Source organism: Achromobacter agilis (assembly GCF_900496965.1).
Classification (GTDB): Bacteria; Pseudomonadota; Gammaproteobacteria; order Burkholderiales; family Burkholderiaceae_B; genus Achromobacter; species Achromobacter agilis.
Genome location: NZ_UFQB01000017.1, coordinates 92793 through 112063, shown reverse-complemented (window position 1 = coordinate 112063; position 19271 = coordinate 92793). Strand labels below are relative to the sequence as shown.

Genomic DNA, 19271 nt, shown 5'->3' with positions numbered 1-19271 from the left:
CATGACCACGTATCGCCATCTGGAAACCCGCCCGATCGCCGGCGCGCTGGGGGCCGAAATCCAGGGCCTGGACCTGTCGCGCCCGCTGTCGGACGATCAGTTCGAGGAAGTCCGCACCGCGCTGCACGAGCACCTGGTGATTTTCTTCCGCGACCAGCAGCTGAGCCCGCAGCAGCACATCGACTTCAGCAAGCGCTTCGGCGAGCTGCTGGAAGTGCCGTTCGTGCGGGCGCTGGAGGGCCACCCGACGATCCTGCCCGTGATGAAGGGCAAGGCCGAAAGCACACGCCGCCTGTTCGGCGGCCTCTGGCACACGGACATGAGCTACGCCGAAGCGCCGCCGTTGGGCTCGGCGCTCTACGGCCGCGTCATTCCGCCCTACGGCGGCGACACGATGTGGGCGAACATGTACCGGGCCTACGACGCGCTGTCCGACCGGCTGAAGCAGATCCTGGACGGCCTGGGCGCCGTCCACAGCCCGGTCCGCTCGTACGGCGCGGGCGGCGCCGTGGTGAACAACGGCGATCCGGCCCACAAGATGGACGTGCGCACCGACGACCGCGCAAGCAACGAAGTGATCCACCCCGTGGTGCGGGTGCACCCGGCCACGGGCAGGCAGGCCCTGTACGTGAACAGCACCTACACGCTGCGCTTCGACGGCATGACCGCCGAAGAAAGCGAACCGTTGCTGCAGTTCCTGTACCGCCATGCGGCGCGGCCGGAATTCACCTGCCGCTTCCGGTGGACGCCGGGGTCGCTGGCGCTGTGGGACAACCGCTGCACGCAGCATCTGGCGATGAACGACTACGACGGCTTCGACCGCGAGATGCACCGGACCACGATAGCCGGCGACAGGCCGATCGCGGCCGGGCAGCCCGCGCGGTAACCATCGCCCGGCCGGCGGCGCGGATGGGAACGAAGGCATGACGCCTTTTTCCCGGTGCGCGCCAGCCGGCCGGCCGATGCGGCGACCATCCCCCTACCGCCGGAAGGATGGCTGCCACCTTCCGCGCCCGTCCAGGCGGTCGATGGACGAACGGCGAAATATGCCCCACCCTGGCGGGCAGGCAGAAATAGACACGTTCGCGTCTTGATTCTCACGGCGACGCGGCAAACGCTCAAGGTCGGGGAATCCAGATGAACATCCTGCTGGCGTTCGCGCCCTTCATCATGTTTGTCATCATCGAAAGGGCTGTCGGGGTGCTCGAAGGATTGGCGGCAGGCGCGTTCGTGTCCGCCGGGCTGGTGCTGCGCGACTGGATCAGCCCCGAACGGCGCGTGAAGCTCCTGGAAGCCGGCTCGTTCGTGCTGTTCGCGGGGCTGACGGTGTACGCCCCGATGGCCGACGGTGAATCCTGGACGATCGGCGAAACGCGCCTGCGGGTGGACACGGGCATGTTGTTTCTCGTGCTGCTGACCATCGCGTTGCGCCGGCCGTTCACGCTGGAATATGCGCGCGAAAAGGAACCCGAGTATGTCTGGAAGAGCCCGCCGTTCGTGCGCGTGAAGTATGCGATTGCCGTTGCCTGGGCACTGGCGTTCGCGGTCATGGTGGCGACGGACGCGCTGCTGGCATACCGGCCGGAGCTGCCGCAGGCCATCGCGATCGCGGTGACGGTCGCCGCCCTTGCCGGGGCCATGAAATTCACCGCTTGGTATCCGGACCGGGTGTGGGCTACAACATCAAGGTAGCCCTCGCGGGAGACCCCGGTGAAACCTTTGGGAAATCACGTCGAAGTCGCGCTGGCCACACAGGCCGATGGCGCGCTGGTCGCGGCGTTTGCGCGCCTGCTGCCCCAGCTGTCCCGGACCGCTCCGCCGTTGTCGCGCGAGACACTGGACGAAATCATCCGCTCGCCCTCCAACCATGTGTTCATCGCCACCATGGGCGAAGACCGGCGCATCGTCGGCACGCTGACGCTGGTGCATTTCCGCATCCCCACGGGCGTGCGGGCCTGGATCGAGGACGTGGTGGTGGACGAACAGGCGCGCGGGTTGAAGGTCGGCATGGCGCTGACGCACGCGGCCATCGCCAAGAGCCGCGAACTGAACGCGAAGACGCTGGACGTGACGTCCAATCCCGGCCGGCTGTCGGCCCATCACCTGTATGAATCGGCGGGCTTCATCATGCGCGACACCCGCGTGTATCGCCACCAGGGCTGAAGCCGCGCCCCGCTACTGGAAGTGGTAGCGCTCGCGATATCCCACCGGCGACATGCCGCAGTACTTGTTGAAAATATCGCGGAACGCCTTGGTGTCGTTGTAGCCAACCTCGTACATGACTTCCGCCACGCTCTTGCGCGAGGTTTCCAGGCGCTTCTTGGCGGCTTCCACGCGCACGCGCTGCACGTATTCAACGATGCTGTTGCCCGTAGCCTGGCGAAAACGCCGCTCCAGGGTGCGCCGGCCCATGGCGTGGCGGCCGGCCAGCCCCTCGACCGTGATCTTTTCCGTGTAACGGCCTTCGATGTAATCCTGCACGGCGCGCACGACCTCGTCGGCGTGCGCCTTCTGCCCCATGAACACCGAGAACGGCAACTGGCTCTGGCGGCTCCAGTCAAGCTGGAAATACTTGGCGCACCAGATGGCGGTGTCGCGGTCGGTGTACTTCTCGATCAGGTGCAGCACCAGGTGCGCGGCGGAAAACGCGCCGCCGCTTGTGTAGATGCCGTTGTCGGCCATGACGACACGGTCGCTGACCCACTGCACGCGGGGAAAGAGGCTCGCGTACAGGTTCTGCGCGACCCAGTGCACGACGGCCTGCTGCCCGTCCAGGATGCCGCCCGCCGCCAGGAGCGCGGCGCCCATGCACAGGCTGGCGACCTCCCCGCCTTCGCGGTGGTGCCGCGACAGCCAATCGATGAGTTCGCGGTTGGACAACACGGCGTCGGACACCGAACCCAGCAGCGGCGGCGCGATGCAGATATCGATACCCTGCGCGTCGGCCAGCACCAGGTCGGCCTGCACGGTGATGCGGCCGTCGTCCAGCCTGACCTCGCGCGTCAGCGCCAGGGTGCGCACCTTGAACCGGGGCTCGCGCCCGTGTGCCGCCAGGTATTCATTGGCGACGAGAAAACCATGCCGGGCGGTTTCGAGGGACGCGATATTGGCCCCTTGGGGCAGCAGGAACGCGATGTTTTTCATCTGCAAAGCATACGCCTGCAGGCTGTCGCAATCTACCCTCAAGATTGTCGCAATCGCCTATCGGAAAGCGCCCGCGATCCCGATACAGTGATACTCACCGGAGCCAGATCCGGGTTGCGAGGCGGACGGCTAGCGGGCGTTCCGAAGCGCGATAGAACAACGTGGACCAAAGGAGTCGATGATGGAAAAGTACATAGACGGTTACCTGTTGAGCGTTCCCGAGGCCAACCTGGACGCCTACAAAAAAATGGCGCAGCAGGCCCAGGCGGTCTGGCTCGAACATGGCGCGCTCGACTACCGCGAATGCGTGGCGGACGACATCGACAAGGAAGGTTCCGCCCCGTTCAGCGCCGCGGCCGGCGCGCGCGAGGGAGAGACCGTTGTATTCGCGTGGATCCTTTATGCCAGCAAGGCGGCGCGCGACGAGATCAATGCCAAGGTCATGTCGGATCCGCGCCTGAACGGCATGAGTTGCGAAGGCGTATTCGATTTCAAGCGGATGTGCTGGGGGGGATTCAACACGCTGGTGGGCAACTAGGACAACCGGGGCGGCCGGACATTCCGTCCCCGCCTCTTTTCAATTGGACATCCCGGAGACGAGATATGGGCACCCCTGCAACCCGAAGCATTCCCGAAGGCATGCATACGCTGACCCCGCACATCGTGTGCGAGGGCGCGTCGGACGCCATTGCCTTCTTCAAGAAAGCCTTCAACGCCGAGGAGCTTGCGCGGCTCCCGGGCCCCAACGGCAAGATCATGCACGCGGCCGTGCGCATCGGCGATTCCGTCCTGATGCTGATGGACGATTTCCCCGAATGGGGCAGCCTGGGAGCCAAGGCGCTGAAGGGGACGCCGGTCACCCTGCATCTGTACGTGGACGACGTGGACGCCGCCATGAAGCAGGCCGTGGCCGCCGGCGCCCAGGTGACGATGCCTGTGGCAGACATGTTCTGGGGCGACCGCTACGGCCAGGTCGTGGATCCGTTCGGGCACCGCTGGTCCATCGCCACGCACAAGGTCGACCTGACGCCGGAGGAGATCCAGCAGAACATGGCCAACATGGGTGAGATGGAAGGTTGCGGCGACCCGTCCAAGAAGCAGCCGGGCTAAGGCCGCCGCACGTCAGGCCTGCGGGTAGGGCCCCAGGAAGTCGAGCTTGCCGATCTTCACGCCCGCCTGCCGCAGGAGGCCGTACGCCGTCGTAACGTGGAAATAGAAATTGGGCAGCGCGAACGTCAGCAGATAGTCGTCGCCCCGGAACTCCTGCTTGAAGTCGCCGAAAGCCAGCGTGATCTTGCGGCTTTCGGCGCCATCCAGCTTGTCCGCCGTCACGCTCTGCAGGTAGGCGATCGTCGCGGCGATGCGTGCTTGCAGCTGCTCGAACGTGGTTTCTTCGTCGGGGAACTTGGGCGCCTCCACCCGCGACAGGCGCTGCACCGCGAATTTCGAGGCATCGCTGGCGCGCTGCACCTGGCCGGACAGCGGATACATGTCGGGCGCGAGACGGGCATTGATGAGCTCGGCCGGATCGGCGCCCGTCGCGGCGGCGTGGGCAGCGCCCTTTTCCAGCAAGGCGGCCAGGACGGTCAGGCCGCGAATGAAGACAGGCACGCAAGCCTGGTACAGGGACAGGGACATGGCGTTGGTTCCCAAAAAAACTTGGCGGCCGGCGCACAATGCGCCGGTCTGTCGAGCATACCCCGTTCCTGATGCCCGCCGGCCGGTCAGTTCCCTGTCCGCCGCTGCGCCTGGAAAAAGCGCCAGATCAGCGACGAGGCGTCCGGTCCGCTGCTCCCGTGATACCGGATGGACGGGTCGCCGCCGCTCCAGGCGTGCTCCAGCCGCGTGATCTCGCACAGGCGCAGCACCGTGTTCTGACCGCGCAGCATATCCACCCGGCGATAGGCTTTTTCGGTGCCCAGGCCCAGCACGTGCTCGATCGGCGTGCTGTCGGGCGACAGGCCGTTGACCGCCCTGAACTGTTCGAACAACTGGCGCGCGTTGCGCGGCGCCACCGCCGGATCCAGCTGCCCGTGCAGGATCATAGCCGGCATGCCCATCTGGAAGACGGCGGGATCCGCCACGCGCTCCAGCAGAGGCAGCAGCGGCTTGAGCGTGCCGCGCCGCATGGTGGCGATACCGCTGGCCGCGCCGTGGGCGTCCCCCACCACGGGCCCCGAATGCATGGCGACGGCGGCGATCAGGCGGGGATGCCGCAGGGCCACCAGCGCGGCCATGCCGGCGCCGGCGGACAAGCCGGCGACGTAGATGCGCCCGGGATCCAGATCGAACTTTGCCGATTCCGACCGGATCAGCGCGGCAATCAGGTCGGCCTCCGCGCCGCCGTGCGCTTCGTCCGGCTGGAACCAGCGCCAGCAGCGCTGCACCTGGCGCGCGAGGGACTGCTGCGGATACAGCACCATGAAGCCGCCCGCGTCGGCCCATTGGTTCATGCGGGAACCGCGGGCGAACGCCAGGGATGTCTGCCTGCAGCCATGCAGCATGACCACGAGCGGCATGCCGGACGGCGGGGCGCAAGCAGGCGTATAGCGGGAGAAGCCGAGGCGCTGGCCCCGGCCGTCGGAGAATTGCCGGCCGGCCTCCCAGCGGCCGCCGCCGAGAGACGGCGTCGCGGGCGCCACGGACTTGGCGGCCAGCCTGGCGGCGACGGCCGCCTTGCGCCGGGTAGCGCTGCGCCGCTGGGCGGCCTGGGGAGCCGCCGCGCGCAGCGCCGCGCGTTGCAGCCTGCCGAGTTTCTTCGCGGTTTTGAAAAACAGACTGGTAAAACTGCGCGCCATTCTAGGCCTCGGCCAGTAAACCCGTTGAGCTTGACACCGGCATGGAATGTATCACACCGTAACTTCGCGCCAGGGGTATACCGCCGCCTGAGGCAGCCCCCGGTTTGCACAAGATCAAACCGCCTTTGCATCGCGCGCGCAAAGTGCGGCGGCGGCCTTGAGGCGGCGCAGCAAAACGCCTATGGTGGAAGCTTCCCGCCAACCAAGACGCATTCATGTTTCCCGACGACAGACCCCAGACCCTCGGCGAGGAAATCGCCAACACCATCAGCCATGGCGTCGGCGCCGCCGGTGCCGTGGCGTCCGCGCCCATCCTGATCGTCGCCGCGGTGCGCCAGGGCGACGCCGCGTTCATCGCGGGGGCCGCGGTCTTCGCCGCGTCGATGTGCCTGCTGTACCTGGCCTCCACGATTTATCACGCCTTGCCCCGCAGCCGCGCCAAGCAGTTCTTCAACGTGCTGGACCATTCTGCCATCTACCTGCTGATCGCGGGCACCTATACGCCGTTCGCGCTGGGCGCGCTGCGCGGGCCCTGGGGCTGGACCCTGTTCGGCCTGGTGTGGGGCATGGCCCTGCTCGGCGTGGGGCTGAAGGCCAGTAAACGGCTCAACCGCCCCGCCCTCTCCACCGGGCTGTACCTGGCCATGGGCTGGCTGGTGCTCATCGCGGTGAAGCCCCTGATCGAACGCGTGCCCACGGGCGGCCTATGGTGGCTGGTGGCGGGCGGGCTGGCCTACACGGGCGGCGTGGTGTTCTTCGTGCTCGACAACCGCTGGCGCTACAGCCACTTCGTCTGGCACCTGTTCGTGCTTGGCGGCACCGTCTGCCATTTCTTCGCGGTGCTCTGGTACGCGGCCTGACGGCGCGGCCGGCTCAACGGCGGCGGGGCGCGGCCGGTTGCGGCATGGCCAGCAGGCCGCGCTTCATCAGCCCGCGCATGCCGGGCACCAGCAAGGCCCCGCCGAACAACACGTCGCGCCACAGCCCCGGCCCCGATGCCTGAAAGCAAGGCGTCAGCGCGCGGCTCAACGTCTGGTACAGCCGCGACGGCATGAGCCGGCTGCGGGCGTATTTCGCGGGCCCGCGCGCCACGCCATGCCGGCCCAGCGCCCGCGCCAGCGCCAAGGCGTCCAACGCAGCAAGCGTCGTGCCCAGGCCCAGTTGCGGACTCATCGCGTGGCCTGCGTCTCCCACCGCGCAGTACGGCCCCTTGGCCAATCCTCGCGGCCAGGTGTGGCGGTAGGTAGCGACCGCCAGGTCCTCGTGCCTTGAAATCTGGTCGACCACCGGCGCGGCCTCCGGCCACAAGGACAACAGGCGCGCCTTCCATTCGCCGATCGGCGCGGCCCTCCAGGCCGGCAAGGCGTCGTGCCGGATGCTCCAGAACAGCGACAGGCGCACGCCTTGCGGCCCGATTTCGGTCGGCAGGAGGCCCATCATTTCGCGGGTGCCGCGGAACCGCTGCAGCAGTTGCGTCGCGCCCGCCCAGCCGGGAACCCAGAACTGGCCCCACAAGGCGCCCCAGGCATAAGCGCGCGAACTGGCGGCCAGCCCGGCCTGCTCGCGCAGCGCCGAGGCCGCGCCATCGGCCGCCACGAACAGATCGAAACAGGACTGGGCCTGGCTATCTCCCTCGCCGTGCGTCACCAGCGCCTTTCCCTCCCGGACGTCGAGCACGCCGACCGGGCAGCCGAACGAAAATGCGACCCCTGCGCGCCGCGCGGCATCGAACAGCACTTCGCCCAATGCCGCCCGGGTAACGGCCCGCGCGCCGTCGCCCTTGTAGTCGATATCCACTACCGGCCAACCGCGGTGCGAGAGGCCCAGCAGGCGGTCGATGGGCGCGCCCACGTTCAACGCCTCCACGTCCACGCCCAGCGTACGCAGCGCGCGCACACCGGGCGGCTGCAGCAACAGGCCCGCCCCCATGGTGGTGAAACCGTGGTGTTTCTCGAACACCCGCACCTGGTGGCCGTCCCGCGCCAGCGCCAGGGCGGTGGCCAGACCGGCGCTGCCTGCGCCTGCGATGCCGATGGATAGGGGGGGATGCGTGGAAGGGGTCGGTTGCGTCATGAGTGCCGGCATAGTACCAACAGGCCCTAGCCCTGGCGCAGGTACGCCGTGGGCGGGTGCCCCAGCATGCGCCGGAACATCGTGGAAAACGCGGCCGGGCTCTGGTAGCCGAAATCCAGCGCGATGATGGTGACCGGCGCGCCCGAGGCCAGCCGCGACAGCGCCAGCACCACGCAGGCCCGCTGGCGCCATTCCGAGAACGCCATACCCGTCTGTTCGCGGAAATGGCGGCTGAAAGTGCGCGGGCTCATGTGCAGGCGGCGGGCCCAGGCTTGCGGCGCGGCGCGCACGTCGGGCGCGGCGATGAACGCCCGGCACAGGGCCGCCAGGCGCTCATCGGCCGGCAGCGGGATATGCAGGGGCAGCACCGGCGCGCGCTCCACCTCATGCAGCAGCAAGGCCGCCAGCGCGCCGTCACGCCCGGCCTGGTCGTAGTCGACGGGCATGTCCACGGCGTCCATCAGCAACTGCCGCAGCAGCGGCGACACCTCGACTACCTCGCAGGCCAGGCCCTGGGCGCGCGCCGCCCCCGGCGCTATGTAAGCGCTGCGCGTGCTGACGCCCAGCATGCGGACCTCGTGCGTCACGCCCGCGGGGATCCAGACGGCGCGCTGCGGCGGCACGACCCAGTTGCCATCGCGGGTGGCGACCTGCATCACCCCGGTCGCGCCATACAGCAACTGGGCTCGGCGGTGCGCGTGCGCCGGCAGCAGCTGGCCGGGGCCGTAGTCGTTGCCGATGGCCACGACGGGCCGGTCCAGATGGTCGTAACGGTCGATATGGGCGTTGCGCATGGCTGGGTCCGCCTGCCTGGCGGCGTATCGGATGGCCGAAATACGAACATTATTGTCCAATCCTCGAAAGCGGGCCAAACCTCGCGGCCGTATCGTGACGGTTTTCCCCTGGAAGGACGGGCAGCATGGTTTATCTGGTTCTGGCGTTTTTCGGTTGCCTCAGCGGCGTGACGACCGTGCTGTTCGGCTTTGGCGGCGGCTTTGTCGTGGTGCCCGTGCTGTACGGCGTGCTGACCGCCACCCACGGCACGCAGGACGCCATCGGGCAGTCGGCCATGCACATCGCGGTGGCCACGTCCACCTGCGTCATGATCGTCAACTCGGTCGCGGCCACGCGCAAGCACCAGCGCGCCGGCAACATCGTGCGCGCCTATGTCTGGCCGCTGGCGGCCTTCATCGCGGCGGGTTCCCTGCTCGGTGCGCTGGCCGCCACCCAGGCCAGCGGCGGACTCGTGCGGTACGCCTTCATCGCCTACCTGGGCGTGACCATCCTGGATTGCCTGCTGCGCCAGGGCTTCATGGCGCAAGGCGACACCCGCCCGCGTCCGCTGGGCCAAGGCGTCATGGTGGGCGGCGGGGTGGCCATCGGCGTGATCGCGGCCTTTCTGGGGGTCGGCGGCAGCGTCATGACGGTGCCGCTGCTGCGGCGCCGGGGCCTGCCCATGTCCAAGGCGGCGGCGATGGCCAACCCGCTGACGCTGCCCGTTGCCATCGTCGGCACACTGGCCTACATGGCGGCGGCCCGCGGCCTGCCCGATGCCCTGGCACCGTGGATCGTGGGCTACGTGGACCTGCTGGCCTTCGCCGCCCTGGCGCTGGGCTCGCTGGCGGGCATCCGCCTGGCGGCGCCCCTGATTCCCCGCATCCCCGACCGCCTGCATGCCCGCGTCTACGTGCTGCTGCTGGCGCTGGTCATGCTGAGCATGCTAGCGGTCTAGGGCCCGGACGCCGAACACCTAAGGAAACATCGCGGCCAGCAGCGACTACGAAAGCGCGCAAAACGTTTCCAGCGCGCCGCGGGGAGCCCCCTCCCGCGCCGCTCGCGCATCCCGTGGCCTGCCGACACAGGAAAACACATCGAGAAACTTGCCCCTGGGCCGGCCCGATGGTCATCATGGCCAGACATTCAACCGGAACATGGAGGTTTCATGCAGCGTTCCACTTACGCATTCCTATCCGCCGCCCTGCTGACGACGGCGCTGTCCGGTGCCCCCGCCTTTGCCCAACCAGCCGGCCAGGCGCAAGGCCAGGCCCAGGCGCAGCAGCAAATGGCGCCCCCGCCCGCGATTCAACCGACCGACCAGCAACTGCAGCGTTTCGCGTCGGCATCGCAGAAGATTTCCGGCGTCGTGGACGAATACCGGCCCAAGGTCGACGCCGCCAAGACGGACGAAGCCAAGCAGAAGGTCGTCGAGGAAGCGGACGCCAAGATGGTGCAACTGGTCCGCGCGGACGGCCTGACCGTTGAGGAATTCAACGGCATCGGCCAGGCCGTGCAGCAGGATCCCCAGCTCAAGCAGCGCGTGATGGGCATGAGCAAGGGCGGCCCCGCCGCCAAGTAACGCCGCCGCCCCCCGCCGCGGCAAACGCCACGCGCCCGGGAGGGCGGGTGGCGTTTTTTCGTTCTGCAGTTATCCTGTTTCCGTTTCTCCCCCAGTTCTCACGAAGGAGCGCGGAATCTTGATGCCGGATCTCACCCTCTATGACCTGGCGGGCGCCGACCCGTCGCTGCGGTTCAGCCCGCATTGCTGGAAAACGCGCATGGCGCTGGCCCACAAGGGCCTGTCCGCCAAGACCGTGCCCTGGCGCTTCACCGAGAAGGAAGCCATCGACTTCTCCGGCCAGAAGCTGGTGCCGGTGCTGGTGAACGGCACGCACGTGGTCAGCGACTCGTGGCAAATCGCCTGCTATCTCGAAGAGGCCTTCCCCGAGCGCCCGTCGCTGTTCGGCGGCGAAGCCGGCCGCGCGCTGAGCCTGTTCGCGAACGCCTGGACGGACGCCACGCTGGTGCCCACGCTGGCGCGCCTGCTGCTGCCGAGCATCCATGGACTGATCCACGACAAGGACAAGGACTACTTCCGCGCAACGCGTGAAAAGCGCTTCGGAAAGCTTGAAGACCTGCCCGCCGGCTATGGCGAACAAATCGCGGCGCTGCGCGCATCGCTGCTGCCCCTGCGGCAAACGCTGAGCCGTCAACCGTGGCTGGCGGGCGAACAGCCCGCGTATGCGGACTACGCCGTATTCGGCATGTTCATGTGGGCCCGCTGCACCAGTCCCCTCGAACTGCTGGCCGGCGACGACCCCGTGCACGCCTGGCGCGAGCGGCTGCTGGACGCCTTCGGCGGCATGGCGCGCGCCGCTCCGACGACTGAAAGCTTGCCCGCCACGTAGTTGGCGCCGGGAGCCTGGCCCGATGCGGCCCCCGCGCGCGCCTAGGGTCTGTTCACGCTGACAGGCGCGTTGCACAGACCTTAGGTCTTCAGCCGGTAACCCGTCTTGAAGATCCAGCGCACGCCCAGCACGCAGGCCAGCAGGAAACCCAGCGTCATGCCGACGCTGATTTCCACGCTGACGTCGGCCACCCCGTAGAACGCCCAGCGGAAGCCGCTGACGAGGTACACGACCGGGTTGAACAGGGTGGCGGCCTGCCAGAACGGCGGCAGCATCTTGATGGAATAGAAGGTGCCGCCCAGGAAGGTCAGCGGCGTAATGATCATCAGCGGGATGATCTGCAGCTTCTCGAAACCGTCGGCCCAGATCCCGATGATGAAGCCGAACAGGCTGAAGGTCACGGACGTGAGCACCAGGAAGGCCAGCATCCAGACCGGATGCGCCACGTCGAAGGCCACGAACAGCCGGGCCGTGGCCAGCATGATCAGCCCCAGGATGATCGATTTGCTGGCTGCGGCCCCGACATAGCCCATGACGATCTCCACATAGGAGATGGGCGCCGAGTGGATTTCGTAGATGGTCCCGGAAAACCGCGGCATGTAGATGCCGAAGGACGCGTTGGCGATGCTTTGCGTCAAGAGCGACAGCATGATCATGCCGGGCACGATGAAGGCCCCGTAGCTCACACCGTCGATCTCGACCATGTGCGAGCCGATGGCGGAACCGAACACCACGAAATACAGCGACGTGGAAATCACGGGCGACAGCACGCTCTGCATCAGCGTGCGCCACGCGCGGGCCATTTCAAACAGGTAGATAGCGCGGATGGCGTAGAAATTCATGATTGACCGTGCACCAGGCTGACAAAAATATCCTCGAGCGAGCTTTCCGAAGAGTTCAGGTCCGTGAACTCGATCTCCAGCCTGCCCAGTTCGTGCAGCAGCCGCGAGATTTCGCCGCCGCCCTGGTTGTCGTAGGTATAGACCAGCGTGTAGCCGTCGGCCGACAGGTCCAGCAGGAAGCCGTCGAGCGCAGTGGGAATGCCCGGCAGCGGCGCCTTCAGCGTCAGGGCCAGCTGGCGCTTTCCCAGCTTTGTCATCAGCGCGTGCTTTTCCTCGACCAGGATGATCTCGCCCTGGCGGATCACGCCGACGCGGTCGGCCATTTCCTGGGCTTCCTCGATATAGTGCGTGGTCAGGATGATGGTGACGCCGCTTTCGCGCAGGCGCCGCACCATTTCCCACATGCCGCGCCGCAGTTCGACGTCCACCCCGGCCGTGGGTTCGTCCAGGAACAGGATTTCGGGCTCGTGCGACAACGCCTTGGCGATCATGACCCGCCGCTTCATCCCGCCCGACAGCGCCATGATGCGACTGTCCTTCTTGTCCCAGAGGGACAGGTCGCGCAGCACCTTTTCGACGTAGGCATGGTTGGTCGGCTTGCCGAACAGGCCGCGGCTGAAGTTGACGGTATTCCAGACGCTTTCGAAGGCGTCGGTGGAGATTTCCTGGGGCACCAGCCCGATCTTGCCGCGCGCCGCGCGAAACTCGGACACGATGTCATGGCCGCCGGCCAGCACCCTGCCCCCGGAAGGATTGACGATGCCGCAGATGATGCTGATCAGCGTCGTCTTGCCCGCGCCGTTCGGTCCGAGCAGGGCGAAGATTTCGCCGCGCTGGATATCCAGGTTCACGTTCTTGAGCGCCTGGAACCCCGATGCGTATCGTTTGGAGAGATCCTGGACTGAAATGACCGGCTGCACACGAGCCCCCGACGAGATGGATAGCCAGGGATTTTAACCGTCACGCCTGACAAGCTTGTTCAGCGTGACGGAACAGTGTGTTTGGCGGACTGCGCAGTCCTTGCTCAACGCCCCCAGCGCAGCACCAGCGGGTCCAGGCGGCGGGCGGTCTCCAGCAGGCCCTGGCGGACCTCCTCGCGCATGGCCGGCAGCGGGTGCCGCGGCGCCTCGCAGGCGATCACGCCGCCCGCCTTCATCAAGGCCTTGGCGCTGAGGATGCCGCCCTGGCGGTTCTCGTAATTGATCAGAGGCAGCCAGCGCTCGTACAGGCGGTAGGCCTCGTCCCGGTTGCCGGCGCGGTGGGCCTCGATGATGGGGCGCAGACCGTCGGCGAAGCCGCCGCCGGTCATGGAGCCGGTCGCGCCCGCGTCCAGGTCGGGCAGCAGGGTAATGGCTTCCTCGCCGTCCCACGGACCTTCCACCGCCGCGCCGCCCAGGGCGATCAGGTCGCGCAGCTTGGAGGCCGCGCCCGCCGTCTCGATCTTGAAGTAGGCAACGTGTTCGATCTCGCGCGCCATCCGCGCCAGCGCCGCGGCCGACAGCGGCGTGCCGGCGACCGGCGCGTCCTGGATCATGATGGGGATGTCCACCGCATCGGACACGCGCTGGAAGAACCCCGTCACTTGTTCCTCGGACACGCGGATCGTGGCGCCGTGGTACGGCGGCATGATCATCAGCATGGCGGCGCCCTGCTCTTGCGCGCGGCGGCTGCGCGCGGCGCAGACCTGGGTGCTGAAGTGCGTGGTGGTCACGATGACCGGCACGCGGCCAGCGACGTACTCCAGGATGGTCCGCGTCAGGATTTCGCGCTCGTCGTCCGACAGCACGAACTGCTCGGAAAAATTGGCCAGGATGCAGAGGCCGTCGACGCCGGAGTCGATCATGAAATCCACCGCCCGCTTCTGGCTGGGCAGGTCCAGCTCGCCGGACTCGGAAAAGGTGGTGGGGACGACCGGGAATATGCCGCGATAGCGCGGGTTCTGGTAGGTAGCCATGGTTATTCGATGATGTTGAAGTGCTTGAGGTATTCGGTCTTCAGCGTCAGGCCCAGTCCGGGCTTGTCGTCGTCCAGGTCGATGAAGCCTTCCTTGGCCACAGGCTCGCCGTCGAAGATGTAATAGAACAGCTCGTTGCCGACTTCCACGTCGAACATAGGGAAGTATTCGCTCATGGGCGAGGCCAGCGTGCTCATCGTCAGGTGGTAGTTGTGCATCTGGCCGGCATGCGGCACCACCGGCACGCTATAGGCCTCGCACAGCGCGTTGATCTTGTGCGCCGCCGTGATGCCGCCAACGCGGTTGGTGTCGTACTGCACCACCGACACCGCCTTGCGGTCCAGCAGCTGCTTGAAACCGTACAGCGAAAATTCGTGCTCGCCGCCAGAGATGGGGATCGAGGTCAGCTGGTTCAGCTCCGCATAGCCGTCGATGTCGTCAGCGATGACGGGTTCCTCCAGCCAGCGCGGCTCGAATTTCTCCAGCTTGGGCAGGATGCGCTTGGCGTATTCCAGGCTCCAGCCCATGTAGCACTCCAGCATCAGATCGGTGTCGTAGCCGATCACCTCGCGTACCGCCTCCACCGACTTCAGGTTCTCCGACACGCCCTTTTGCAGATGCGCGGGGCCGTAGCCGAAACGCATCTTGAAGGCGGTGAAACCCTGGTCCAGATAGGTCCGGGCTTCCTCCTGCATGGCCTTCAGGTCGGTGCGGTACAGCTTGGAGTAATAGACCGGGATCTTCTCCTTGGTGCGGCCGCCCAGCAGCTTGAAGACGGGCTTGTTCACCGATTTGCCCAGGATGTCCCAGATCGCCAGGTCGATGGCCGAGATCGCGGCCATGGTCACGCCCTTGCGGCCCCAGGCGTGGGTGGAGCGGTACATGCGCTGCCACAGGTATTCGTAGTCCCAGGGATCCTGCCCGATCACCAGCGGGGCCAGGTACTGGTCGATGATGGCCTTGGCCACGCGCGGCGCCAGCGCCACGTTGCCCAGGCCGACGATACCGTCGTCCGTCTCCACCTCGACCACGGTCCAGCCGTGGAAGCGGAAGGTGCTCATGGTTTCCTGCTTGGAATACAGCAGGTCCATGGCGTTGGAGCAGAAGTTGCCCTGCGGCGGCACGGTCTTGCCGGTCCATTCGTAGACGCGGGCGCGGACGGATTTGATCTTCATGAGGATTTCCTGCTTGGGATTCTAGGTAGGGAATGACTGCGTCGGATCAGCCCGCCAGCGCGCGCGAGGCGCGATGCGACAGGCCCATGCGGCAGGCGATGAGAAAGGCCTGCCAGGTCGCGTCCAGGTTGGCGCGCCCCTGGCCGGCGATGTCGTAGGCGGTGCCATGGGCCGGCGTGGTGATGGGAATGGGCAAGCCGCCCTGCACCGTCACGCCGCGCGAGAAGCCCAGCAGCTTGATCGCGATCTGGCCCTGGTCGTGGTACATGGTGACGATGGCCTGGAACTCGCCGGCCTGCGCCTTCAGGAAGATGGTGTCGGCGGGGAACGGCCCCTGCACCGGCAGGCCCTCCTCGTTCAACTGCCGCACGGCCGGCGCGATGATGTCCACCTCTTCGCGGCCGCAGGTGCCGCCGTCGCCGCCATGCGGATTGAAGGCGGCCACCGCCACGCGCGGCTCGGCCATGCCGTTGGCCTGCAGCGAACGGTAGATCAGCCGGGTCGCGGCCTTGATGCCGTCGATGCTGAGCGCCGCCGCTGCGTCCTTCAACGGGATGTGCGAGGACACGCGCGAGGTCCACAGGTCTCCCAGGGTGTTGAATTCGCAGAAGTAGCCGGTCACGCCCAGGTACTGCGCGAAGTGGTGCAGTTCGTCGTCGTGGCCCAGGCCGCCCAGCTTCATGGCGTACTTGTTCAAGGGCGCGAAACAGATGGCGTCGACGTGGCCGTCGCGCGCCGCGTCCATGCAGGCGTTGAGCACCCGCAGCACCGATGCGCCGCCCGCCGCCTCGGCCTGGCCGAGGTGCACCTGGCCGGGTTGGATGGTGTCCATTGCCAGCCAGGCGGGCGCGCCGCTGTCCGGCCGGCCGCGCACCGCCTCGATGCTGGCCACGGGCTGGGTGGCGACCTGCACGCCCGCCACCCGCTGGCCTTCGCGCCAGAGCCACTCGTCGCCCACCAGCACGATGTTGGCGCGTTGCGTGGCTTCGGGCCGGGCCAGCAGCCGGGCGATCAGTTCAGCGCCGATGCCGGCGGGATCGCCCAGGGTCAGGGCGATGACGGGTTTCTGCTGCGTGCTCATGTCTGGGTCATTCCACGGAAATGTTGTTCTTCTTGATGATGCCGGCGTAGCGCAGGTTCTCGGCTTTGTGGAACTGCGCGAACTGCTCCTGGCTCATCGGATTGATATCGGCGCCGATCGCCTGCAGGCGGGCCTGCGTGTCGGGCAGCGCCAGGATGCCGTTGACGGCGTCATGGATGCGCTTCTGGTTGGCGGCGGGCATGGCGCTGGGCATGTAGATGCCGTACCAGGCGCTCATTTCCACGCCGGGCACGCCGGCTTCGGCCATGGTCGGCACGTCGGACAACTGGGCGTTGCGCTTGGCGCTCAGCACGGCCAGCGCGCGCACCTTGCCGCTCTTGATGTGGGGAATCACGGAGGACGCGGTCTCGAACGCGATCTGCACCTGGCCGCCCATCAGGTCCACCAGCGCGGGGCCGCTGCCGCGGTAGGGAATGTGGATCATCTCCACGCCCGTCGCGTCCTTGAACAGCTCGGCGGCGATGTGCTGGGTGCTGCCCGAGCCGCTGCTGGCGAAGTTGTAGGTGCCGGGCTTGCTCTTGAGCAGCGCGATCAGCTCCTGCACCGACTTGGCCGGAACATCATTGTTGACCACCAGGATGTTGGGCACGGCGCCCACGAACACCACCGGCGTCAGATCGCGATCGTTGTCGTAGCCCAGCTTCAGCAGGTGCGGCGCGATGGCGTGGGCGGTGGATACCCCCATCACCATGGTGTGTCCGTCCGACGACTTGGCCGCCAGGTCGGCGGCCAGCGTATTGGATGCGCCGGGCTTGTTCTCCACCACCACGGTCTGCTTGAGCAGAGGGCCCAGCTTGTCGGCCACCGCGCGCGCCATGGCGTCGGTGCCGCCGCCCGGGGCCGATCCCACCAGCAGGCGCAGGGGCTTGTTGGGCCAGTCGGCGCTTTGCGCCTGGGCGGGCGCCAGGGCCGACAGGCACAGGGCGCCGGCCGCCATCGCGGCCAATAGCCGAGTCTTCATGGTTGTCTCCTTGGTTGGTGTTTTTTTGCCCTGGGACGGGCAATCTTTTGTAGGTCCATCTTAGAAAGAAGCTCCGTTTCCGTAAAATGAAACTTTTGCACCAACCGTTCACCTGAGGCGATCAATCATGGAACGCGCCATCCACGTCCCCGCCCTGCTGGCCCGGCTGCGCATGCGGCAGATCGTCCTGCTGCTGGCGATCGAAGAGCGCGGTACGCTGCGCGCGGCCGCCAGCCAGCTCAACATGACCCAGTCCGCCGCCAGCAAGATGCTGCACGAACTGGAGCTGGCCATCGGCCAGCCGCTGTACGGAAGGATCGGCCGCGGCCTGGCGCTGACCGCGGCCGGCGAATGCGTGATGGGATATTTCCGGGGCATGCGCGGGACGGTCTCGTCCCTGGCCCGCGAACTGGAGGAACTGCGCCTGGGCAGCGCGGGCAAGCTGTTCATCGGCAGCATCATGGCGGCCTCGCCCGGCCACCTGACCGACGCCCTGCTGCGCCTGAAGCAAACCTATCCGCTGCTGGCGGTGGAAATCTCCACCGGCACCAGCGATCTGCTGATCGGCCGCATGAACGAAGGCAGGCTGGACGTGGTGATCGGCCGCATGGTGACTCTGTCGGACAGTCAGTACATTTTTCGCCCGATCGGCGACGAAGCGCTGTCGGTGATCGCGGCGGTGGACCATCCGCTGGCCGGCCGCAAGCGCGTGGGCTTCGAGGCCATGCTGGCCTATCCCTGGGTCTTGCAGCCGCACGGCAGCCCGATGCGCGACGTGATCGAACAGGAGTTCCGTTCGCACAACGCCTCCACCCCCAAGGGACTGATCGAGTCGGCCTCCATCCTGACCACCACCAACCTGGCGATGAAATCAACAATGCTGGGCGTGATACCGGAATCGGTGGCGAGCCGCTACGCGGCGCATGGGCTGCTGGCGATATTGCCCTACCAGATCCGGCAGAGCCTCACGGCCTTTGGCAGCATCGTGCCCCGGGACCGGCCGCTGAGCGCGGCGGCGCGTGATTTCGTGGGCTTGCTGCATGGCGACGAACTGGCTTGAGGCCGCGCAAGGCAAGGGGGAAAACGGCCGGCGACACGGGGAAAAACAGGTGTGGCGCAGTACAATCGCGTGTTGCGCATTGCGCGTTTTTTACATCGAGGTCCACACGTGAGCGCATTGCCCGCCTGTCCCAAGTGCCAGTCCGAATACACCTATGAAGACGGCGCCCTCTACGTCTGCCCTGAATGCGCGCATGAATGGTCGCCGCAGGCCGCCGCATCCTCCGATGAGGCGGCCAAGGTCTATCGCGATTCAGCCGGCAACGTGCTGCAGGACGGCGATACCGTCACCGTCATCAAGGACCTGAAGCTCAAGGGGTCGGGCGGCGTGATCAAGATGGGTACCAAGGTCAAGGGCATCCGCCTGGTCGACAGCGACCACGACATCGACTGCAAGATCGACGGCTTCGGGCCGATGAGCTTGAAGTCGGAATTCGTGAAGAAGGTGTAGGCGGCCTCCCAGCAAGGCCCCCGGGGCGCGGCGCCGCCTCGCTTCGCCTACAAATCCTCGTTTTCTTCCGGCTTGGGCATCAGGTACGCGGTCAGCGTGCTGGACAGTCCCGCCATCACCCACAGCACGAAGAAAGACACGGTGTAGAACCCCGTGCGTCCCGTCGGGACGTGGCCGAAGATCGCCACGTCCAGGGGATCGATCAGGGCGAAGATCAGCGCGCTCCCCGCCGCGGCGGCCATGAAGGACGGCCACAGGATCCACATCAATGATCGCAAGCCCATCTGTTGTTCTCCCGGGTTACGGATTGGCGCTGGGCGCTACCTGCTCGATGACCAGGCCGCGCTTGACCACGCCCTCCTGGATCGGCTGATTGCTGAAGTTCGAGAAAGCGAAGTAGATCGTGATGAAGCAGCCTATCATGGCCGCGAACGGGCCGGCCATCAGGATCCAGGGCCAGGGTTCGCGGTACCAGGGCTTGGCGGGCTGCGCGGCTTGGGCGGCGTGCATGGGCATATCCTTTCAGT

Annotated in this window: 24 protein-coding genes; 11 read left to right on the top strand and 13 right to left on the bottom strand. The window is 66.7% G+C overall.

From position 1 onward, the window contains the following. Position 1 precedes the first annotated feature (1 nt). The 3 genes from AGI3411_RS19580 to AGI3411_RS19570 all read left to right on the top strand — a co-directional run bounded on the left by AGI3411_RS19580 (position 2) and on the right by AGI3411_RS19570 (position 2163). Positions 2 to 886: a TauD/TfdA dioxygenase family protein gene (locus tag AGI3411_RS19580; protein ID WP_129529004.1), complete on the top strand. Its 885-nt coding sequence runs from the start codon at positions 2 to 4 to the stop codon at positions 884 to 886. A 251-nt stretch (positions 887 to 1137) separates the two neighbouring features. Beyond that, entirely contained in the window at positions 1138 to 1692 is a 555-nt protein-coding gene (locus AGI3411_RS19575; RefSeq protein ID WP_129529003.1) for a hypothetical protein, read from the top strand. Positions 1693 to 1710: 18 nt separating this feature from the next. Continuing rightward, complete coding sequence (locus tag AGI3411_RS19570) at positions 1711 to 2163, top strand: GNAT family N-acetyltransferase (protein WP_129529002.1); 453 nt, start codon at positions 1711 to 1713, stop codon at positions 2161 to 2163. Between the two features lie 12 nt (positions 2164 to 2175). Here the strand turns inward: AGI3411_RS19570 and AGI3411_RS19565 are convergent, their stop codons facing one another. Further along, on the bottom strand, positions 2176 to 3144 hold the full coding sequence (locus AGI3411_RS19565) for a GlxA family transcriptional regulator (RefSeq protein ID WP_129529001.1): 969 nt from the start codon (positions 3142 to 3144) through the stop codon (positions 2176 to 2178). Positions 3145 to 3325: 181 nt separating this feature from the next. On the opposite strand from AGI3411_RS19565, the gene AGI3411_RS19560 reads away from it, so the two are divergent. Beyond that, entirely contained in the window at positions 3326 to 3682 is a 357-nt protein-coding gene (locus AGI3411_RS19560) for a DUF1428 domain-containing protein (protein ID WP_129529000.1), read from the top strand. A gap of 65 nt (positions 3683 to 3747) precedes the next feature. Continuing rightward, complete coding sequence (locus AGI3411_RS19555) at positions 3748 to 4254, top strand: VOC family protein (protein WP_129528999.1); 507 nt, start codon at positions 3748 to 3750, stop codon at positions 4252 to 4254. A gap of 12 nt (positions 4255 to 4266) precedes the next feature. Here AGI3411_RS19555 and AGI3411_RS19550 read toward each other — a convergent pair whose 3' ends face one another. Both AGI3411_RS19550 and AGI3411_RS19545 read right to left on the bottom strand, forming a co-directional pair. After that, positions 4267 to 4782, bottom strand: coding sequence for a DUF1993 domain-containing protein (locus AGI3411_RS19550; protein ID WP_129528998.1), 516 nt, complete (start codon positions 4780 to 4782; stop codon positions 4267 to 4269). Between the two features lie 86 nt (positions 4783 to 4868). Beyond that, entirely contained in the window at positions 4869 to 5942 is a 1074-nt protein-coding gene (locus AGI3411_RS19545; protein ID WP_129528997.1) for an extracellular catalytic domain type 1 short-chain-length polyhydroxyalkanoate depolymerase, read from the bottom strand. A 215-nt stretch (positions 5943 to 6157) separates the two neighbouring features. Here AGI3411_RS19545 and trhA point away from each other — a divergent pair, with 215 nt between their 5' ends. Further along, positions 6158 to 6802 (top strand): PAQR family membrane homeostasis protein TrhA, encoded by a 645-nt coding sequence (gene trhA, locus AGI3411_RS19540; protein ID WP_129528996.1) that lies wholly within the window; start codon positions 6158 to 6160, stop codon positions 6800 to 6802. Positions 6803 to 6815: 13 nt separating this feature from the next. Here trhA and AGI3411_RS19535 read toward each other — a convergent pair whose 3' ends face one another. Further along, the gene (locus AGI3411_RS19535) at positions 6816 to 8015 is read right to left on the bottom strand and encodes an FAD-dependent oxidoreductase (RefSeq protein ID WP_129528995.1); all 1200 of its coding nucleotides are present in this window, start codon (positions 8013 to 8015) and stop codon (positions 6816 to 6818) included. Between the two features lie 26 nt (positions 8016 to 8041). Beyond that, complete coding sequence (locus AGI3411_RS19530) at positions 8042 to 8809, bottom strand: AraC family transcriptional regulator (protein WP_129528994.1); 768 nt, start codon at positions 8807 to 8809, stop codon at positions 8042 to 8044. A gap of 125 nt (positions 8810 to 8934) precedes the next feature. On the opposite strand from AGI3411_RS19530, the gene AGI3411_RS19525 reads away from it, so the two are divergent. The 3 genes from AGI3411_RS19525 (at position 8935) to AGI3411_RS19515 (ending at position 11200) form a co-directional block, all read left to right on the top strand. Beyond that, entirely contained in the window at positions 8935 to 9747 is an 813-nt protein-coding gene (locus AGI3411_RS19525) for a sulfite exporter TauE/SafE family protein (RefSeq protein WP_129528993.1), read from the top strand. A gap of 210 nt (positions 9748 to 9957) precedes the next feature. Beyond that, positions 9958 to 10371, top strand: a complete 414-nt coding sequence (locus AGI3411_RS19520) for a DUF4168 domain-containing protein (protein WP_129528992.1) — start codon at positions 9958 to 9960, stop codon at positions 10369 to 10371. Between the two features lie 118 nt (positions 10372 to 10489). Continuing rightward, positions 10490 to 11200: a glutathione S-transferase family protein gene (locus tag AGI3411_RS19515; RefSeq protein WP_129528991.1), complete on the top strand. Its 711-nt coding sequence runs from the start codon at positions 10490 to 10492 to the stop codon at positions 11198 to 11200. 80 nt (positions 11201 to 11280) lie between these two features. On the opposite strand, the gene AGI3411_RS19510 is transcribed toward AGI3411_RS19515, so the two are convergent. The 6 genes from AGI3411_RS19510 to AGI3411_RS19485 form a co-directional block, all read right to left on the bottom strand. After that, positions 11281 to 12042: an ABC transporter permease gene (locus AGI3411_RS19510; RefSeq protein ID WP_129528990.1), complete on the bottom strand. Its 762-nt coding sequence runs from the start codon at positions 12040 to 12042 to the stop codon at positions 11281 to 11283. Next, on the bottom strand, positions 12039 to 12962 hold the full coding sequence (locus AGI3411_RS19505) for an ABC transporter ATP-binding protein (RefSeq protein ID WP_129528989.1): 924 nt from the start codon (positions 12960 to 12962) through the stop codon (positions 12039 to 12041). Before AGI3411_RS19505 ends, AGI3411_RS19510 begins: the two co-directional genes overlap by 4 nt. A 104-nt stretch (positions 12963 to 13066) precedes the next feature. Then, positions 13067 to 13996, bottom strand: coding sequence for a dihydrodipicolinate synthase family protein (locus AGI3411_RS19500; RefSeq protein WP_129528988.1), 930 nt, complete (start codon positions 13994 to 13996; stop codon positions 13067 to 13069). A 2-nt stretch (positions 13997 to 13998) separates the two neighbouring features. After that, a complete protein-coding gene (locus tag AGI3411_RS19495; protein WP_129528987.1) occupies positions 13999 to 15171 on the bottom strand; it encodes an L-rhamnonate dehydratase in 1173 nt (390 codons plus the stop codon). Positions 15172 to 15217: 46 nt separating this feature from the next. Continuing rightward, positions 15218 to 16252, bottom strand: a complete 1035-nt coding sequence (locus AGI3411_RS19490; RefSeq protein WP_129528986.1) for a 4-hydroxythreonine-4-phosphate dehydrogenase PdxA — start codon at positions 16250 to 16252, stop codon at positions 15218 to 15220. A 7-nt stretch (positions 16253 to 16259) separates the two neighbouring features. Continuing rightward, entirely contained in the window at positions 16260 to 17234 is a 975-nt protein-coding gene (locus AGI3411_RS19485; protein WP_129528985.1) for a Bug family tripartite tricarboxylate transporter substrate binding protein, read from the bottom strand. Between the two features lie 127 nt (positions 17235 to 17361). Between AGI3411_RS19485 and AGI3411_RS19480 the strand changes: the two genes are divergently transcribed. Together AGI3411_RS19480 and AGI3411_RS19475 are read left to right on the top strand one after the other, a co-directional pair. Further along, positions 17362 to 18294 (top strand): LysR family transcriptional regulator, encoded by a 933-nt coding sequence (locus AGI3411_RS19480; RefSeq protein ID WP_129528984.1) that lies wholly within the window; start codon positions 17362 to 17364, stop codon positions 18292 to 18294. Between the two features lie 108 nt (positions 18295 to 18402). Beyond that, a complete protein-coding gene (locus AGI3411_RS19475; protein WP_129528983.1) occupies positions 18403 to 18744 on the top strand; it encodes a zinc ribbon domain-containing protein YjdM in 342 nt (113 codons plus the stop codon). A gap of 47 nt (positions 18745 to 18791) precedes the next feature. Here the strand turns inward: AGI3411_RS19475 and AGI3411_RS19470 are convergent, their stop codons facing one another. Both AGI3411_RS19470 and AGI3411_RS19465 read right to left on the bottom strand, forming a co-directional pair. Further along, on the bottom strand, positions 18792 to 19028 hold the full coding sequence (locus AGI3411_RS19470) for a hypothetical protein (protein ID WP_129528982.1): 237 nt from the start codon (positions 19026 to 19028) through the stop codon (positions 18792 to 18794). Between the two features lie 16 nt (positions 19029 to 19044). Continuing rightward, positions 19045 to 19254: a FixH family protein gene (locus AGI3411_RS19465; RefSeq protein ID WP_129528981.1), complete on the bottom strand. Its 210-nt coding sequence runs from the start codon at positions 19252 to 19254 to the stop codon at positions 19045 to 19047. Between the last annotated feature and the right edge of the window lie 17 nt (positions 19255 to 19271).

Bases quoted from the DNA above. Each gene is read 5' to 3' on its own strand.
- AGI3411_RS19580 (WP_129529004.1), top strand. From the start codon at position 2: ATGACCACGTATCGCCATCTGGAAACCCGCCCGATCGCCGGCGCGCTG.
- AGI3411_RS19575 (WP_129529003.1), top strand. From the start codon at position 1,138: ATGAACATCCTGCTGGCGTTCGCGCCCTTCATCATGTTTGTCATCATC.
- AGI3411_RS19565 (WP_129529001.1), bottom strand. From the start codon at position 3,144: ATGAAAAACATCGCGTTCCTGCTGCCCCAAGGGGCCAATATCGCGTCC.
- AGI3411_RS19560 (WP_129529000.1), top strand. From the start codon at position 3,326: ATGGAAAAGTACATAGACGGTTACCTGTTGAGCGTTCCCGAGGCCAAC.
- AGI3411_RS19555 (WP_129528999.1), top strand. From the start codon at position 3,748: ATGGGCACCCCTGCAACCCGAAGCATTCCCGAAGGCATGCATACGCTG.
- AGI3411_RS19550 (WP_129528998.1), bottom strand. From the start codon at position 4,782: ATGTCCCTGTCCCTGTACCAGGCTTGCGTGCCTGTCTTCATTCGCGGC.
- AGI3411_RS19545 (WP_129528997.1), bottom strand. From the start codon at position 5,942: ATGGCGCGCAGTTTTACCAGTCTGTTTTTCAAAACCGCGAAGAAACTC.
- trhA (WP_129528996.1), top strand. From the start codon at position 6,158: ATGTTTCCCGACGACAGACCCCAGACCCTCGGCGAGGAAATCGCCAAC.
- AGI3411_RS19535 (WP_129528995.1), bottom strand. From the start codon at position 8,015: ATGACGCAACCGACCCCTTCCACGCATCCCCCCCTATCCATCGGCATC.
- AGI3411_RS19530 (WP_129528994.1), bottom strand. From the start codon at position 8,809: ATGCGCAACGCCCATATCGACCGTTACGACCATCTGGACCGGCCCGTC.
- AGI3411_RS19525 (WP_129528993.1), top strand. From the start codon at position 8,935: ATGGTTTATCTGGTTCTGGCGTTTTTCGGTTGCCTCAGCGGCGTGACG.
- AGI3411_RS19520 (WP_129528992.1), top strand. From the start codon at position 9,958: ATGCAGCGTTCCACTTACGCATTCCTATCCGCCGCCCTGCTGACGACG.
- AGI3411_RS19510 (WP_129528990.1), bottom strand. From the start codon at position 12,042: ATGAATTTCTACGCCATCCGCGCTATCTACCTGTTTGAAATGGCCCGC.
- AGI3411_RS19500 (WP_129528988.1), bottom strand. From the start codon at position 13,996: ATGGCTACCTACCAGAACCCGCGCTATCGCGGCATATTCCCGGTCGTC.
- AGI3411_RS19495 (WP_129528987.1), bottom strand. From the start codon at position 15,171: ATGAAGATCAAATCCGTCCGCGCCCGCGTCTACGAATGGACCGGCAAG.
- AGI3411_RS19490 (WP_129528986.1), bottom strand. From the start codon at position 16,252: ATGAGCACGCAGCAGAAACCCGTCATCGCCCTGACCCTGGGCGATCCC.
- AGI3411_RS19485 (WP_129528985.1), bottom strand. From the start codon at position 17,234: ATGAAGACTCGGCTATTGGCCGCGATGGCGGCCGGCGCCCTGTGCCTG.
- AGI3411_RS19480 (WP_129528984.1), top strand. From the start codon at position 17,362: ATGGAACGCGCCATCCACGTCCCCGCCCTGCTGGCCCGGCTGCGCATG.
- AGI3411_RS19470 (WP_129528982.1), bottom strand. From the start codon at position 19,028: ATGGGCTTGCGATCATTGATGTGGATCCTGTGGCCGTCCTTCATGGCC.
- AGI3411_RS19465 (WP_129528981.1), bottom strand. From the start codon at position 19,254: ATGCACGCCGCCCAAGCCGCGCAGCCCGCCAAGCCCTGGTACCGCGAA.